At 38.6% G+C, this 15,814-nt stretch carries 19 protein-coding genes; 6 read left to right on the top strand and 13 right to left on the bottom strand.

Features of this window, described 5'->3' with window-relative positions; genetic code table 11:
- Both FZ949_RS08065 and FZ949_RS08060 read right to left on the bottom strand, forming a co-directional pair.
- The coding region (locus tag FZ949_RS08065; RefSeq protein ID WP_148790328.1) for a DegT/DnrJ/EryC1/StrS family aminotransferase at positions 1-948 on the bottom strand (948 nt) is incomplete at its 3' end.
- Between the two features lie 10 nt (positions 949-958).
- The gene (locus FZ949_RS08060) at positions 959-1,696 is read right to left on the bottom strand and encodes an NAD+ synthase (protein WP_103580590.1); all 738 of its coding nucleotides are present in this window, start codon (positions 1,694-1,696) and stop codon (positions 959-961) included.
- Between the two features lie 120 nt (positions 1,697-1,816).
- Between FZ949_RS08060 and FZ949_RS08055 the strand changes: the two genes are divergently transcribed.
- Positions 1,817-2,419 (top strand): MBL fold metallo-hydrolase, encoded by a 603-nt coding sequence (locus FZ949_RS08055; protein WP_103580589.1) that lies wholly within the window; start codon positions 1,817-1,819, stop codon positions 2,417-2,419.
- A 177-nt stretch (positions 2,420-2,596) separates the two neighbouring features.
- Here the strand turns inward: FZ949_RS08055 and FZ949_RS08050 are convergent, their stop codons facing one another.
- The 4 genes from FZ949_RS08050 to FZ949_RS09380 form a co-directional block, all read right to left on the bottom strand.
- Entirely contained in the window at positions 2,597-3,874 is a 1,278-nt protein-coding gene (locus FZ949_RS08050; RefSeq protein ID WP_103580588.1) for a major outer membrane protein, read from the bottom strand.
- A 187-nt stretch (positions 3,875-4,061) separates the two neighbouring features.
- The gene (locus FZ949_RS08045) at positions 4,062-4,595 is read right to left on the bottom strand and encodes a thioesterase (RefSeq protein ID WP_087586416.1); all 534 of its coding nucleotides are present in this window, start codon (positions 4,593-4,595) and stop codon (positions 4,062-4,064) included.
- An 8-nt stretch (positions 4,596-4,603) separates the two neighbouring features.
- Entirely contained in the window at positions 4,604-5,473 is an 870-nt protein-coding gene (cmoB, locus tag FZ949_RS08040; protein WP_103580592.1) for a tRNA 5-methoxyuridine(34)/uridine 5-oxyacetic acid(34) synthase CmoB, read from the bottom strand.
- A gap of 1 nt (position 5,474) precedes the next feature.
- On the bottom strand, positions 5,475-5,642 hold the full coding sequence (locus FZ949_RS09380; protein WP_002942642.1) for a hypothetical protein: 168 nt from the start codon (positions 5,640-5,642) through the stop codon (positions 5,475-5,477).
- Positions 5,643-5,734: 92 nt separating this feature from the next.
- Between FZ949_RS09380 and FZ949_RS08035 the strand changes: the two genes are divergently transcribed.
- The 4 genes from FZ949_RS08035 to FZ949_RS08020 are packed head-to-tail and all read left to right on the top strand — an operon-like array spanning position 5,735 to position 8,690.
- Positions 5,735-6,814, top strand: a complete 1,080-nt coding sequence (locus FZ949_RS08035) for a transglutaminase-like domain-containing protein (protein WP_087586414.1) — start codon at positions 5,735-5,737, stop codon at positions 6,812-6,814.
- Positions 6,811-7,134: a hypothetical protein gene (locus FZ949_RS08030; protein WP_021085941.1), complete on the top strand. Its 324-nt coding sequence runs from the start codon at positions 6,811-6,813 to the stop codon at positions 7,132-7,134. The genes FZ949_RS08035 and FZ949_RS08030 overlap by 4 nt, the downstream gene beginning before the upstream one ends.
- Positions 7,127-7,384 (top strand): heavy-metal-associated domain-containing protein, encoded by a 258-nt coding sequence (locus tag FZ949_RS08025; RefSeq protein WP_087586413.1) that lies wholly within the window; start codon positions 7,127-7,129, stop codon positions 7,382-7,384. Before FZ949_RS08030 ends, FZ949_RS08025 begins: the two co-directional genes overlap by 8 nt.
- 16 nt (positions 7,385-7,400) lie before the next feature.
- Positions 7,401-8,690, top strand: a complete 1,290-nt coding sequence (locus tag FZ949_RS08020) for a M28 family peptidase (protein ID WP_087586412.1) — start codon at positions 7,401-7,403, stop codon at positions 8,688-8,690.
- Positions 8,691-8,778: 88 nt separating this feature from the next.
- On the opposite strand, the gene FZ949_RS08015 is transcribed toward FZ949_RS08020, so the two are convergent.
- Genes FZ949_RS08015 through FZ949_RS07985 form a run of 7 tightly spaced genes read right to left on the bottom strand, consistent with a single transcriptional unit; the run spans position 8,779 to position 15,283 of the window.
- A complete protein-coding gene (locus FZ949_RS08015; protein WP_103580218.1) occupies positions 8,779-10,056 on the bottom strand; it encodes a dihydroorotase in 1,278 nt (425 codons plus the stop codon).
- A gap of 2 nt (positions 10,057-10,058) precedes the next feature.
- Positions 10,059-10,988 carry an aspartate carbamoyltransferase catalytic subunit gene (locus FZ949_RS08010; protein ID WP_103580219.1) on the bottom strand — a complete coding sequence of 310 codons (930 nt, stop codon included), beginning with the start codon at positions 10,986-10,988 and terminating at the stop codon, positions 10,059-10,061.
- Positions 10,989-11,004: 16 nt separating this feature from the next.
- Positions 11,005-11,415 (bottom strand): tetratricopeptide repeat protein, encoded by a 411-nt coding sequence (locus tag FZ949_RS08005; RefSeq protein ID WP_103580220.1) that lies wholly within the window; start codon positions 11,413-11,415, stop codon positions 11,005-11,007.
- A gap of 9 nt (positions 11,416-11,424) precedes the next feature.
- A complete protein-coding gene (locus tag FZ949_RS08000; protein ID WP_103580221.1) occupies positions 11,425-11,652 on the bottom strand; it encodes a hypothetical protein in 228 nt (75 codons plus the stop codon).
- Positions 11,649-12,674 carry a DHH family phosphoesterase gene (locus FZ949_RS07995; protein ID WP_103580222.1) on the bottom strand — a complete coding sequence of 342 codons (1,026 nt, stop codon included), beginning with the start codon at positions 12,672-12,674 and terminating at the stop codon, positions 11,649-11,651. The genes FZ949_RS08000 and FZ949_RS07995 overlap by 4 nt, the downstream gene beginning before the upstream one ends.
- Before the next feature lie 9 nt (positions 12,675-12,683).
- Positions 12,684-14,876 carry a flagellar biosynthesis protein FlhA gene (flhA, locus tag FZ949_RS07990; RefSeq protein WP_103580223.1) on the bottom strand — a complete coding sequence of 731 codons (2,193 nt, stop codon included), beginning with the start codon at positions 14,874-14,876 and terminating at the stop codon, positions 12,684-12,686.
- A 2-nt stretch (positions 14,877-14,878) separates the two neighbouring features.
- Positions 14,879-15,283 carry an RrF2 family transcriptional regulator gene (locus FZ949_RS07985; protein WP_054196916.1) on the bottom strand — a complete coding sequence of 135 codons (405 nt, stop codon included), beginning with the start codon at positions 15,281-15,283 and terminating at the stop codon, positions 14,879-14,881.
- A 146-nt stretch (positions 15,284-15,429) separates the two neighbouring features.
- Between FZ949_RS07985 and rpsO the strand changes: the two genes are divergently transcribed.
- Complete coding sequence (gene rpsO, locus FZ949_RS07980; RefSeq protein ID WP_004317763.1) at positions 15,430-15,702, top strand: 30S ribosomal protein S15; 273 nt, start codon at positions 15,430-15,432, stop codon at positions 15,700-15,702.
- Positions 15,703-15,814: the final 112 nt, after the last annotated feature.

The raw sequence follows: 15,814 nt of genomic DNA, 5'->3' as shown, positions 1-15,814 counted from the left end.
GTGCAATGATGTGTGAATGCCGTGCTCCAAAAGCTCTCTGGCAAAGCCGTCACGATTTTTGTTTATCTTAATAATATACTGAGTGTAAATGTGCTCACGTTTTTTGACAGGGATTGTTATATTGTGGCACTCGCCAAGCTCTTTATCATAAATTTTTGCGATCTCTTGTCTTCTTTGTATGAGCTTGTCTGTTCTTTCTAGCTGTGCAATAGAAAATGCTGCATTTATCGAGTTTATATCATACTTTAAGCCAATATCTACGACATCATAAATATAACTCAAGCTACCAAATTTATCAATGCCATTTACAAGAGCATAGTTGCGAAGTAGTTTTGCTCTTTTATAAATTTCCTCATCATTTGTCGTAAAAAATCCAACCGTTGATATAGGATTTTGCACACGCGAATGTGTTTGAAAGCATGACAAAAAGGAGTCTGAACCAACTTTTTTGCCATTGTATGTTAGTCCCATACCGCGATTTGCATCATCTAAAATTTTTACACCGTATTTCTCACAAACCGCCGTTATCTCATCCATCCTAGCACTTTGACCTGCGATATGAGAGATAAAAGCACATTTTAATTTTTTGTGATTTTGCTCTTTTAGCACTTTCTCAAGGGCGTCTGGGCAGATGTTAAAATCTTCTTCATCAACATCCACAAAAATAGGTTCAGCATCAAAATGTCTAACAGCTTGTGCAATGCTAGGAAAAGCATTTATGGAGCAAATGACCTTGTCTCCGCGTTTAGTATCAAGCGCGCTTAGTGCTAAGTGGTGTGCGGCTGCGATATTATTTGTGGTAACTACAAATTTTGCACCAAAATACTCTTTTAACTTCTCTTCAAATCTAGCAACGATATTAGTAGTATTTTCAGAGTGCAAAGCCTCCTCAATAAGCTCACTTTCACGCTCAGTGATAGTTGGTCTATAAAACGGAATCTCTCTCATCTTTAATCCTTTAAATTTTCACTATCAACGGCATTTGTCGTTTAAACCTGTTTGAAACAACTCTATTTTCTATATCCGATACTGCTTTTAATCCGAACTTTTTGATGACTTGCTCCTTGTTATTTTCTAAATTTTCTAAAATCTCATCAATAACAGCATAACTGTAACCTATGTCGCCTTCGTCACTTTGTCCATCCCACAAATCAGCCGAAGGTGCTTTGTTGATAAAATTTTTATCAACCCCAAGATGTTTTGCAAATTCAAAAATTTCACTTTTGTAAAGCTCTCCGATAGGATTTATCGCACATGCTAAATCCCCAAATATCGTACCGTATCCAAGCATAAGCTCACTTTTGTTGCTTGTTCCGATAACTAGAGCGTTTATACTAGATGAATAATCATAAAGCAAGCTCATTCTAACTCTAGCTGCTAAATTCCCTTTTCTTAAATTGCTTAAATTTACATCTATCGTTTCGTAAAAGGCATTTAAAATACCCTCTATGGATAAAACCTTATATTTTATGTTTAGTTTTTCGCATAAATTTAAGGCGTCATCCATATTTTGTCTGTTTGATGATGCTGTTGGCATAATGAGTGCATGAGTTTCATTTGGTTTTGCTCTTGCACACAAAGTCGCTACCACAGCAGAATCAATACCTCCACTAACACCCAGCAACAAATTTTTATCTTTAGTTTTATCTTTTAAGCTAAAAACTAAAGTTTCTTCGATCTTTTGATACTCCTTCATTCTTCCTTTGCCTATATTTGCTTCCTTTTGCAAAAATTATACTAAGTAAATTTAAAATTTTTCTTTAAGTTTAAGTAAAAAGATGTAAAATTTTAAGAAATAATAAATTTAAGGTAAAAAATGAGAGTAATACACAAAAGTTTTGGAGATTTTGGCACTAATTGTTACATCGTTACAAAAAATGATTCATCTTTAGTGATAGATCCAGGAGATGGGGCAAAAGAATGGGTTTTACAAAATGCCAAAAATTTAAAAGCCATCCTTTGTACTCATGGGCATTTTGATCATATTTTTGATGCTGGTAAGTTAAAAGATGAGCTAGAAATTCCAGTTTATATTAACAAATTTGATGCTTTCATGTGTGAGAGTGATATTTTTGGTTATATGAAAAGTACTTTTACTCCAGATGTTTTGATTGATAATGATGAGAATTTTAACATTGATGATTTTTGCATCAAATTTCATTATTTTCCAGGACATACACCAGGCTGCTCGATGATAGAGATAGATGACATGATGTTTAGTGGGGATTTTTTATTTAGAGGAAGCATAGGACGCTGGGATTTTCCTTTTTCAGATAAAAATGAAATGTTAAAAAGTCTAGGAAAATGTAAAAATTTAAAAGGTAACTTCACGCTTTATCCAGGGCACGGAGAAGGCAGTACACTAAAGGCTGAGCAAAACAATATTGGTTATTGGATAGGTATAGTAAAAAATAGCTAAAAATTTCGGTGGTATTAATTTCAAGTTTCAAACTTCTAGAAAATACACTTAATCACTATTAAAAATTTATATTTTTTTATAAAACTAAGAGTCAATCAAAAAAGATAGAGAAATTTTGTATGGGGTCTATTTAAATTTTGAAAAGATCCGAGCGAAAGCTCGCTCGGATAAATGTTTTTAGAAGCTATATTTTGCTTCAAATCTTATACGATTTTGTTTAAAGCTTTCGCTATCTTTTTTATCCTTAGCAGCTGCATACCAAGTTAGGAAATTAAGTTTTTTGCTATATTTGTAGCTAGCTTGTGCATACCACTCATTTCTTTTTGCTCTCTCTTTGCCAAGATCCCAGCTATGGCCTTTACCTTGAGTATATCCAGCACCAAAGCCAAATTTATCTATGTCATATCCAGCATTAACAAACCAGTAATCGTTGTCACCTTTGATATTATTGTAGTATTGTTTGCCACCACTCATTACACCATTTAAGATCTTAGTCGGGTTGATTAGCTGACCATTTGCATCGATTGATGTAAATGCGATTTTACCACTATTTCTAGCATCATTATCTTTATTTTTAGCGTCAAATTCTAAGTAGCCAGCATTAAATTTAGCACCAAATAGTTTTGTTCCAGCTTGAACAGCCCAAAAATCAGCATCAGCTACTTTTTTGTGATCTGAATCGCTATAAACATATTGACCTTTTAGGTTTAGGTTTATATCGTCGGTTACATTAAAACTAAATGCTGCCTCAGCACCATAAAGTGTAGCAATTTCTTGTAGATTTGCAATAGCTACCTTAAATGATACTGGATCATAGCTACCAACTGCACCTAAATAATAGAGGTTAGCAGGGGCGTCATGGAATTTTGTACCATCCGTTACTTCTTTTAAGAAAGGTCCATCAATTTCATTAGTGCTATCTTCTAATGCATCATAAGCAGCAGCTGTTAAAGTAAGGCCAGACACATCTGTACTTACCGCTTTTAGACCAGTGCCAGCTATATCACCATCATCATAGAAAGTTTTGATAAGTTGTTTACCAGCTGTAATAGTAGTGTTAGATACTTTGTATCCTAGATACATCTCATATACACCAAAAGAATTTGTTGTATTTGTTTTATCTGTACCATCAATTATTCCTCCATTAGCATCTCTTTTTTCATTGTTGTCACCAGAACCATCTGTAGCGGCATATCTTAGTGTTAAAACGCCAAAGAAGTTATCATCAATTGCAGCTTTAAATGATGTTTGCATTCTAAACGCATGCCCAGCAGTATCATTTGTACCAGCTTTTGTATCAGCTTTTCTATCACGGTTATCATTTGTATAACGATATCTTGCAAATCCTGAAAGATCTACATTTTTTATAGCTTCTTCAAGTGGAGTTGCACTTGCAACGCTTGAAAATGCACCTAAAGCAACCAAAGCAGCTAAGCTAACTTTTGTAATTTTCATCTAAATCTCCTTTTGATAAAAAGTTTTGGAAGGATATTATCATAGAAAATTAGTTTTATTGCTTAATTTTCCTTAAAATTTTAAAAAATGTTACCAATTATTTACCAAAATAGGATAATGAGATAAAGATTGTCTTTTTAAAATTTCGTTTTATTTGGGGTTAAAAATCAAAAATTTTTACTTACTTTTAGCTATTAGCCTTAGCTTCTTCTCGCTCTTTTTTTTGCCTTATAGCAGCTTCTTTTTGGATATTTTTTTGTTGAGCCAAGAAGATATGCTCTTCAAGTGTGACAAGTTGAAATATTCCTTCAAAAATTTTTATATCTTTAACGTATCCAAGCACTTTTACTTCTCTTTTTCTGCTCTCTTCAAATCTTGCTTGCGCGTCAAATTCCACCACGTCGCCAAGCTTTAGCGGTCCAAAGAAATTTATCCTAGCCCCGATACTAACGCAAAATTCTTCATTAATGGCTAAAAGCGCGGCATGATTTGCACCCATAAAAATAAATCCACTGTGAACAAGCCCCTCAGTATCGCACACCATATCATCCGTAGTAAAAAATCTAGTCTTTGCGTGATTTTTTTCAAGTAAAAATGCCGTTCCACTAAAATTTAGCTTTGTAAGTGGAGCGGTTTTGATCTCGTTTCTTAATGGATTTTCATCTTCTGGTAAGATTATTTGTGATTCATCTTTTATATCATAGATGTTTTCTTCTGCCATTTTTATCCTTAAATTTTAACTCTCACGTAGGCTCTTTTTGGAGCTGGATAGCCCTCGATGGTCTTTGTATTATCATTTGGATCTAAGAAATTCCCAAGACTCTCACCATCTATCCACTGCGTTTTTCGCTGCTCGTTTAGATCAGTCGCCTTTGTCTCAAACAGGGTAAAATCCCTAAACTTAGCTCTCTCGCACCAGTTTTGAAGTGCCGAGAGTGTCGGTACAAAGTAGATATTTGGAATTTTTGAATACCTATCCTTTGGACTTAGCGCAAAGTCGCCCTCCATATCAATATACATAGTATCTAAAAATAGCTCGCCTCCAGGATTCAAAGCCATTTTTAGCTCTTTTAGCATTTTTATGGGATCGCTTCTGTGATATATCACGCCAAGGCAAAAAATGGTGTCAAATTTTACTCCAAACTCTGGCAAGCTCTCTACCCCAAGAAGCTCGTAAGCGATATTTGAGCGGATAAATTTATTTAAAAAAGCAAACTGCAAATATGTATGCACGCTAGGATCAAAGCCAGTTATGCTTTTTGGGGCGTATTCAAGCATCTTAAACATATAATATCCATTGTTGCAACCCACATCAGCCACGCTTTTGCCAGCTAAATTTAGGTGGGAAGCTAGGATATTAAATTTAATAAAACTTTGCCACTCGCTATCTATATATATATCATCAAGCAAAAATGGCCCTTTTCGCCAAGGCTTTAGGCTAAGGGCGAGATCAAAAATTTCATCTTTTTTAGCTTGGTCTAAATTTTTAAATTTCACATTTACACTATCTTTTAGCTCAAGCTCGCAGTCAAAATTTGCTAAATTTTCTATCCTATTATAAATTTGCTTTTGCTGCTCGTTAAATTTGCTAAGATCCACGCTATTTCCAGTCGACGATGTTGTGCGGACACTCTTTTTGGTAGGTGCCAGTCGCGTCATAATACTCTTTACAATCATTATAATATTGAGTCGAAACTCCACGCTCGTTCATATAAAGACAACCATTGCAAAATAGCGCTATAAAGCCTAAAAATATAATCTTTTTCATGTGGCGGATTTTATCATAAATAAAAATTTTATGCTAGAATAGCAGGCAGTTTTAGAGCCAAGTTTGGCTAATATTAAGCAAAAAGGCATTTTATGCAAAGAAGAGATTTTTTTAAATTCAGTAGTTTTTTAGGTGCAGCGAGTCTGCTTCCAAGTGTCACTCTAGCTAGCGACGAGCCAGCAAACCCAGTAGTTAGAAATTTCGACGTAAATTTCAAACATATGCTTCTTGAAAAGGGCAAAAGCTCAAAAATTTGGTTACCACTCCCACTAAGCACCACTTATCAGCAACTAACCCAAGACTACGTCATAAACACAACCGCTAAAAACGTCTATATTTCAGATACGCTAATACCTACAATGTATGCTGATTTTGAAGAAAATGAGCCAAGACCTATCTTAAATGTGCAGTTTAAAATCCAAACAACAGAGCGCAACACTGACTTTAGCAAGGTAAATTACGATCCAAACGAGAAGGTAGATCCTGCTGTTTTGGAGTTTTTAAAACCAACTTCACACATCCCAACTGACGGCGTCGTAAGAGCAAAAGCGCTAGATATAATTGGAAATTTAAAGGGAGACTTGGAGCGCGCAAAGGCTATTTATACGTGGGTTGCAAATACTATGCAGCGCGATAACAGCATCCTTGGATGTGGCACAGGTGATGTTAAAGCAATACTAGAAAGTGGCAAACTTGTTGGCAAATGCACCGACATAAACTCTGTTTTTGTGGGGCTTTGCAGATCAGTTGGCATCCCAGCAAGAGAAATTTTTGGTATCAGAGTTGGCCAGTCTAGATTTTCAGATCAGATGGGTAGCGCAAAAGATGGCGTGGCTAAAATTTCAGGCGGACAGCACTGCAGGGCTGAATTTTACCTAAAAGGCTATGGTTGGATACCGGTTGATCCAGCGGATGTCACGAAGGTAAGACTGGGCGAGAAATTAACAAACGACGACGCTAAGATCAAAGCTGTAAGAGAGTATTGCTTTGGTAACTGGGAGATGTGCTGGATAGGCTTTAACTACGGACGCGACTTTATCTTAAAGCCAACCCCAGAGCAAACTCCGCTAAATAACTTTGGCTATCCATACGCTGAGGTTGATGGCAACACACAAAACTACTATTCGCCAAAAGAATTTAGCTACGACTACGTCTCAACAGAGCTAAAATGAGAGCATTTTGGCTGATACTAACATCTATAGGTAGCGCCATCGGTGCTACCTTGTGCTGCTTGCCAGCGCTTCTTTTTTTGCTTTTTGGCACTTCTTTTTCATTTCTATCTTGGACACAAAATTTATATGAGTACCGCGTCCCTTTAAGCGTCGTGGCGGTCATTTGCTTTGTGATTTCAGGAATTAGTCTATTTTACAAGCCAAAAAGCTGCAACCTAAGCTATAAAAAGAAAAAATGGATACTTATATATATACTTTTTGGAGTGATTTTGCTTTTACTCCTTACATACCCAGAGCTTTTAGGAGAAATTTATGCGTAAAATTTTAGTTTTAGCCCTTCTTGCACTTAGTTGCTACGCTGATAAAAAGATAGAAATTTCAGTACCTAGCATGCACTGTCCGCTTTGCACGGCGATTGTTAGAAAGGCTGCTCTTAGCGTTGAGGGCGTAAAAAAAGCAGATGTATCGCTAAAAGAGCGAAAAGCTGTCGTTATAGCAGATGATAAGCTCGATGAAAAAGAGCTTTTAAAAGCAGTCGATGCGACTGGCTATAAGGGCGAGATAAAATAAATTTACGGAGGCAAATATGTCAAAGAGCGAAGTTCTAACGAAATTTGAGACACTTGCTGCGATACCACACTGCAGTTATGGGACCGATAAGATGCGTGATTTTCTAGCTAGCTATGCAAAAGATAAGGGCTGTGAGGTTACAGTCGATAACTTTGGCAACATTCATGCGTTTAAAGGCAAACCAAAAATTTGCTTGCAAAGCCACTACGATATGGTCTGCATGGGCGATGCTCCAAAGATCGAGATAGTTTACGGCGATGATGGCTACATGAGAGCCAAAAACTCATCTCTTGGCGCAGATAATGGCATCGGCGTGGCTATCATGATGCAGATGATAAGCGAATTTGACGACATTGAGTGCCTTTTTACAAACAATGAAGAAGTCGGCATGATCGGAGCCACTGGCTTTAGTGGCGATCTCAAAGCCGATAAGCTTTTAAATTTAGACAGCGAAGAGGACGATAGAGTCACTATCGGCTGCGCTGGCGGTGTAAATTTATTTGCCACTATCTCGCTTAATAGCAAAAAAACAAAAGAGAGCACGCTTTATGAAGTAAAAGTAAGTGGGCTTCCTGGCGGACACTCTGGCAACGAGATACATAAAAATATCCCAAATGCGATCAAGATTTTGGCGGCATTTGTGACTAAAAATGGCTGTAAGCTTGTTAAATTTGAAGGTGGCGAGCGAAGCAACTCTATCCCAAGCGGCGCAACCGCACTGGTTCTAAGCGATAAAGAGTTAAAGAGCAAGTGCGAAAATTTAAGCGTGAAAAAGCTTGGCACTGGTGAAGAAATTTTAGAAAATGGTGAGAAAATTTTAGCTCTTATTAACTCATTTTCACAAGGTGTAAGAGCCTATAACTGCGAGCTAGGCATACCACAAGATAGCGTCAATCTCTCACTTGCAAAGATCAAAAATGATGGTATGCTTGAAGTGGAGTTTTTTGCTAGATCAATGAGTAAAGACGGCCTAAATAGGATGGAATTTGAAATTTCAGAGCTTGCAAAGGCGGTCGGTTTTAATGTTATTAGTAAAGACAGAAACCCAGCTTGGAAGCCTATAAATGATAAATTTGCAAACGATATCTTAGAAGAGCTTAAAATTTACAAGCCAAATGCAAGGATAACAGCTGTGCATGCTGGACTTGAGTGTGGAGTGCTTTTGGAGAAAAAAGCAGGTCTTAGTGCATGTTCTATTGGACCAAACATCTACTCACCTCACTCTACAAGAGAGCACTGCGAAGTAGCTTCTGCGCTTTTTATAGAAAAAGTCGTTCGCGGTATAGTTAAAAAATATAACTCATAAAAAAGTAAAATTTGCTAGAAATTTCTAGCAAATTTTATATCTCAAAGTATCTAAAGCAAATTTGCCCGCAAACGCGAGCAATTTTAGACTATTTACCAAACTCATAAACGATCTTGCCACTTTTTATCGTGGTAGTTGCTGCGCCTTTTAGTTTTTTGCCAAAGAGTGGAGAATTTACCGATTTTGAGCGGTTTATCTTTTCATCATAAATGTACTCGATCTCAGGGTCTATCACCGTGATGTCAGCTAGCATGCCCTCAGCAAGCCTGCCTTTATCTTTTAAATTTAGCATCTTAGCCGCATTTGTAGATGTTAGCTCAACCATGCGCTCTAGGCTTATAACGCCCTCATTTATGAGCTTTAGAGTGAGTGGCACAAGGGTTTGAAGTCCGATGATGCCAAATGGCGCCTTGTCAAATTCTACTATCTTTTCGTCTGTGTGGTGCGGGGCATGATCGGTTGCTATGACGTCTATAAGGCCGCTTTTTAGCGCTTCTCTCACTGCTTTTACGTCGCTTATCTCACGAAGTGGTGGCGACATTTTGAAATTTGTATCGTAGGCATTTTTCAAAATTTCATCGTCGCTAAAGCTAAAGTGGTGTGGTGTCGCCTCACATGTGATGTTTATGCCCTCTTTTTTGCCCATTTCGATGATCTTTAGCGAGTATTCCGAGCTTACGTGAGCGATGTGGATGTGCGCTTTAGTGAGCTTTGCAAGTAGCATATCACGGCTCACTGCGATCTCCTCTTTCTCCCTCGCCATGCCGCGAAGTCCTAGTATGGCCGAGACCTTGCCCTCGTGCATGACGCCCTGTCTGCAAAGCGAGCAGTCCTCTGAGTGGCTTATACAAAAGCTACCAAACATGCTTGAGTACTCAAGTGCCGCTCTCATCACGCTTGAGCTAGTCACTGGTAGGCCGTCATCACTAAATGCAACTGCGCCAGCTTCTATAAGATCGCCCATTTCAACGATCTCGTTGCCCCCAAGCCCTTTGCTGATAGCAGCGATTGGTAAAAGATCGATCAGCCCGCAGTTTTTAGCCTTTTCTATCATCGCTCTTGTGATCGAGGCGTTGTCATTTACTGGGTTTGTGTTAGCCATGCAAAGGCAGGTTGTCACTCCTCCAGCCACTGCTGCCTGCGAGCCTGATATAATGTCATCTTTATACTCTTGACCAGGATCGCGAAAATGCACGTGCATGTCGATAAGTCCTGGCATGACGAGCTTATTTGTGGCGTCGATGACCTTATCAGCCTCAAATTTCTCACTTCCGATTTTGGCTATTTTGCCGTTTTCTATTAGGATATTTGCCTTAAATTTCTCGTCGCTATTTACGATAGTGCCGTTAATTATTGCTATTCTCATTTTTAGCCCCTATTTTTTGCAAGCGTATTTAGTATCGCCATTCTTATAGCAACGCCGTTTTCAACTTGATTTAGTATGACTGAGTGCGTGCCATCAGCCACGTCTGAGTTTAGCTCCACGCCCCTATTTATCGGTCCTGGGTGCAGCACGATCGCGTTAGGCTTTGCTAGCTTTATCCTATTTTTATTTAGTCCAAAGAATTTCGAGTACTCCCTCGAGCTTGGAAATGCTACGTCCGCACCGCCACGCTCTAGCTGGATGCGAAGCATGATGATGACATCACTGCCCTCGCAAGCCTCCTCCATATTTTTGCAAATTTGAGATTCAAAAACCTCAGCATCTTTTGGCATCATCATCCTTGGCGCAAATAGCTTTAAATTTATGCCAAATTTCTTCATCGCCCAGATGTCAGACCTTGCCACGCGGCTTCTAGCGATGTCACCGATGATCGCCACGTTTAAATTTTTATCTAAAATTTTGCCATGCTCTCTTAGTGTGAAAAGATCAAGCAAGGCTTGGCTTGGGTGCTCATTTGTGCCGTCCCCTGCATTTACGATGCTAGCATCTGTCCTATCAGCTGCAAATTTTGCCGCTCCAGAGCTTGGATGACGAAGCACGATGATGTCAGTTCTCATCGCAGCCATGTTATTCATCGTGTCATTTAGGCTTTCGCCCTTTGTTACGCTCGAGCTTGATGAGCTGAAATTTATCGTATCAGCTCCAAGCCTCTTTGCTGCGATCTCAAAGGATGTTCTAGTTCTTGTCGAGTTTTCATAAAATGCGTTGATCGTGGTCTTTCCACGAAGATAGTCATTTTTTTTCACTTGGCTTAAATTTAGCTCCTTAAACTCTTTTGCCGCCTCTAAAAAATATAAAATTTCTTCTTTGCTAAGCTCTCTAGTTCCTATCAAATCTTTATGTTTGTAGCCCATTTTAAGCCTCTTAAATTTATTTTGTCACAAAGTCGCAAGCTGGTTGGTAGCCGTTATCACAAGCTTTTTTAAATAAAGCCTTTGCTTTTTCTTCGTTCTTTGCTTCGTTTGCGTCTTTATCTTTTACAAGGCCATAAGCGATCATTTCGCCTAGTTTTTCGCACGCCATGCCCTCATTTTCGTCACACATTTTTGTAAAAATTTTCTCAGCCTGAACTCTATCTTTTGCTACGCCGTCTCCGTTAAATAGCATGATCGCATTCATCGTGCAAGCTTTTTTCTCGCCCTCTCCACAAGCCTTATTAAAATAAAGATAAGCTTCATTAAAATTTTTCTTTGCATAAAGCTCGTTTGCTTTGTCTAAATTTTCACTTGCCATAGCATTTAACGCAAAAACTGCTGCCACTAAAACTAAAATTTTCTTCATTTTCTTTCCTTATTTAAATAATTTCGAATAATGTTTTTTCATATACTCAACTATCTCTATGACTTCGTCGCTACCGCTAGCGTCAGAGTTTTCTAACGCATCGTCGATGCACTCTACATAGAGATTTGCCGCCTCTTCAAGCTTGTCTTTTTTCACTCCAGCATAGTAAAACATCGCCTCAAGCACCATACTAAGCTCATAGCTAAGTTCTTCTACGCTTACCTCTTCTTCTTTCATATTTCCTCCTGTGTTTTTTTAGTTATTAGATCAATTATCTGGGCTTTAATCGGCTCATAGCTAAAGCTATCTTTGAAATTTGCAAATAGTCCGCCGCTTGCGTTCACGTGTCCGCCGCCGCCAACTAGGTGCTTTGCCATGGCGCTAACATCAAGCTTGCCATTTGCGCGAAAACTTAGCGTTTTTTTATTTGTCACGTCGATAAAGAAGTCAAATTCAGGATTTGCCACTAAAAAGTCGTTGCCAATAACTGAAACGTTGCCGACATTGTAGGTTAAAATTCCTTTATGATCTTTATAAGTAATGCTAAATTTCTCTTTATTTTCGCTAAGTTTTTTTACGACGTAGTTTGAGATCAGATTGCTTAGCGTGTCATCTTTGTCCTCTTTGAAAAATAACTTTTTAATGGCATGCACCTGCATATCAAGCCCTATATAGTCATTTTTCTCGTTAAAAAATTTGCTCGCTTCTTTTAAGATGTGATCCATATATAGATTGTTTTCAGCTTCAAACATCACCTTATTTATCTCTTTAGCGTTTGCCACAAGCCCCAAGCAAACTTTACCCATCTCGAAATTTTTATCATCTTTTAGCCAGATATCCACGGCATTTACGACGTCACTAAAAATTTCAAGCTCTTTATTTTTGCCAAAAATACCTGCAAAAAAGTCGTAAGTGATCTTTGTGGCGCACCTTGAACTATCCAAAAAATACCATGAGTAAGCGCTCGCGCACTCGGCACCGCTTTGGTGATGATCTAGCAAAAATAGCTTGATATTTTTACCATCTATCATCTTCTCAAAGCTCTCACACTGAGCCGGAGTTAAATTTAGATCAGTGATCAAGATGACGTTTTTATCGTCATTCGAGGCATCTATCTCAGTTAAAATTTGAGCAAATTTATCATCTATCTCTCTGCCGTAGTTTGAGTTTAGAAATTTCACATCTTTGAGGTAAAAATTTGTTATGTATTGCGCGCCATATCCGTCAAGATCGGTGTGTGAGAGGTGATAAATTTTCATCGTTTTCCTTTATAAATTTTCTATTTCTATGACGCCAACTGTTTCAAATGGCGTATTTGCCGAGATCTCAGCAAAGCTTAGCACCACGATGTCGATGGCAAAATTTGCGCAGATATTTGCTATAAATTTTCTTAGACTTGGCTCCACACAAAGCACCATTTCGCCATGCTGACTCATCGGACGTTTCTCTTTTTCATGCCTTAGAGCCTGAACGATCGATGAAGTTTGAGCCACATTTATCATCAGGTGATACGCGCCGTCTTTATACTGCACCGCATCCATAAGCTTTTGCTGCGCAGCACTATCTAAAATGTAAAAATTTAGCTGACCTTTTTCATCAACATAAAGCGAAGTAATGACACGTGAGAGCGCTGCACGTACGTGTTCGATGATCATATCTAGGTTTTTGCTAACCTCGGCGATGTCGCTGATGGCTTCAAGTATGCTAAGCAGATCTTTTATCGGGATATTGTCTTTAAGCAGCGCTTTTAAAACCTTTTGGATCAAATTTATAGGTGCGATCCTTAGCGTATCCTCAACCACAACTGGGTAGTCGATCTTTAGTTTGTCTAATAAATTTTGCGTCTCTTGGCGAGTTAGAAGCTCAGCCGCATTTTGCTTGATAAGCTCGCTCATATGCGTTGAGATGACGCTTGCAGGATCAACTATCGTGTAGCCGCTAAGTATGGCGTCCTCTTTGACGCTAGCATCGATCCAGAGTGCGTCCAGCCCAAAAGCTGGCTCTTTTGTCGGAATTCCCTCGATATCTTCGCTAACTAAACCGCTATCCATCGCTAGAAATTTATCAGCATAAATTTCACCCTGACCGATCACGATACCTTTTAGCTTAAAGCGGTATTCGTTTGGCGGTAGTTGAAGGTTGTCTCGAATTCTTATCTTTGGCATCAAAAAGCCAAGACTTGAAGCGATATTTCGCCTCATAGCACGAATTCTCTCAATGAGATCCACATCAGCTAGCTTTAGCAGACCATATCCTAGGTCAAGCTCTAAAATTTCAAGCTTTAAGATGTCGTTTATCTTTGTCTCTTCTTCTCTTGCGATCTCTTCGTCGCTCTTCTTTGGCACCTTAGTAGTGGCACCACTAGCAGCTGCCCCTGCTCCACCTTGCGTAGCGGCTCCAGCTTTTTTAGAAGCTGTTTTGTCTTTTGAAGCAAGGCTTAAATTTAGCCAGCCATCTTTGGTCTGCTTGATGATGTAGCCAAGTCCTAGAAATAGCACTGCAATAAAGCCAAGAGAAAGAGTCGGAAGCCCAGGCACAAGGGCAAACATAAATAGTATGAAGCCCACTATCAGCAAGGTTTTATAGTCTCCTAAGAGCTGATTTAACGTGCCCTCTGCAAAGTCCTCGTCATCTTTGCTAGCTCTTGTTATGATGATGGCAGTTGCTGTTGAAGTGATAAGTCCTGGGATCTGGCTCACAAGGCCATCACCGATAGTTAGGATCGTATAGTACTGAGCCGATGTCGCCATATCAAGGCCGTGTTGAAACGAACCGATAGCAAAGCCGCCGATGATGTTGATGATAGTGATGATGATGCCAGCTACGGCGTCACCTTTTATAAATTTAGATGAACCATCCATCGCGCCGTAGAAATTTGCCTCGCCGATGATGGCTTGACGTCTTTCGCGCGCCGTTTTTTCATCAATTAAACCTGCGTTTAGGTCCGCATCTATAGCCATTTGCTTACCAGGCATCGCATCAAGTGTAAAACGTGCTTGCACCTCACTTACACGTGTTGAGCCCTTTGTTACGACCATAAAATTTATGAGCACCAATATACAAAAGACGATGGTGCCGATAACGAAGTTGCCACCAACTACGAAATTTCCAAAACTTGAGATGATCTCGCTGACCGCTTCTGGGCCGTTGTGACCCTCGCTTAAGATCATACGCGTGGTTGCAATGTTTAGCGAGAGGCGAAAAAGCGTAACGATAAGAATTAGCGTCGGAAATGTGCTAAGATCAGTTGGTTTTGGCACATAAATCGAAATTAAGATTATAAGCACAGAAATAGAAATAGAAAGTGCCAGGAAAAAGTCAAGCACCGCGCTTGGAAGCGGTACGATGATGATAGCAAGGATGGCAACAATGATACCAACGATGCTAAGACTTTTAAACTTAACAATTGGCGCAAGAAACGGCGCTACAAGAGTTAATATGTTATTTTTTTGCTTTGCCAACTTTACTTCTTAACGATGTCACTTAGTTTTATAGCGTCAAGCATCTCGTCGATCTTGCTTTGAAGGCCACTAAACATCGACCAAATTTGACAGCTTGAGGCTTTATTTGACGGGCAGCCATCTGCAGAAGATGAGCACTCAAAGACGTTAAGTTCACGTTTTTCAGCGCACTCTATTATCTTTTTTATGCTTAAATTTTCAGGTTCGTTATTTAGCGCGAAACCGCCATTTGCCCCTTTAAACGACTTTAAAATTCCATCTTTTGCAAGATTTTGTAAAATTTTGGCTAAAAAGCTTTTTGAAATTTTAAGTTCATTTGAGATCGTATCAACATCAACTGGAGATGATTTTTGAGATATTAAAATAAGTGAAAGTAGAGCGTATTCGCTTGCCTTTGTAAAAAGCATTTATCTTCCTTAAGTCTTTAAATAGCCCTAATTTTATTAAATTTTTACTGCATTTTTCATTAATTTTTAAAAAGCGCAGTTTTATCTAACTTTATGTTTTAAATGCTATAATCGCTCTTCCAAAATTCACCAATCAGGAGGTCATTATGGCTTTGGATTCGGCTAAAAAAGCTCAAATAGTTGCGAAATTCGCTAGAAAAGAGGGAGATACAGGCTCTCCAGAGGTTCAGATAGCTCTTTTAACAGCTAGAATAACTGAACTTACAGAACACCTTAAAATTTTCAAAAAAGACTTTTCATCACGCTTAGGTCTTTTAAAGCTAGTTGGTCAAAGAAAAAGACTTTTAAAGTATCTTAAAAATAAAGACTACACTACATATTCAAAACTAATCTCTGAGCTTGGCTTAAGAGATAAATAATCCATCGGAGAGCAATCTGCTCTCCTTATTAAATTTCCTTCATCCATATTTTTATTCAAAAATTTACAGTCTATTTTAAATTTTTCCATCTTTAGTATTAATTTATCTACTC

The organism is Campylobacter concisus, assembly GCF_902460545.1.
Classification (GTDB): Bacteria; Campylobacterota; Campylobacteria; order Campylobacterales; family Campylobacteraceae; genus Campylobacter_A; species Campylobacter_A concisus_AE.
The sequence above is the reverse complement of the archived record's forward strand: the minus strand, read 5'-3'. Positions and strand labels throughout refer to the sequence as shown.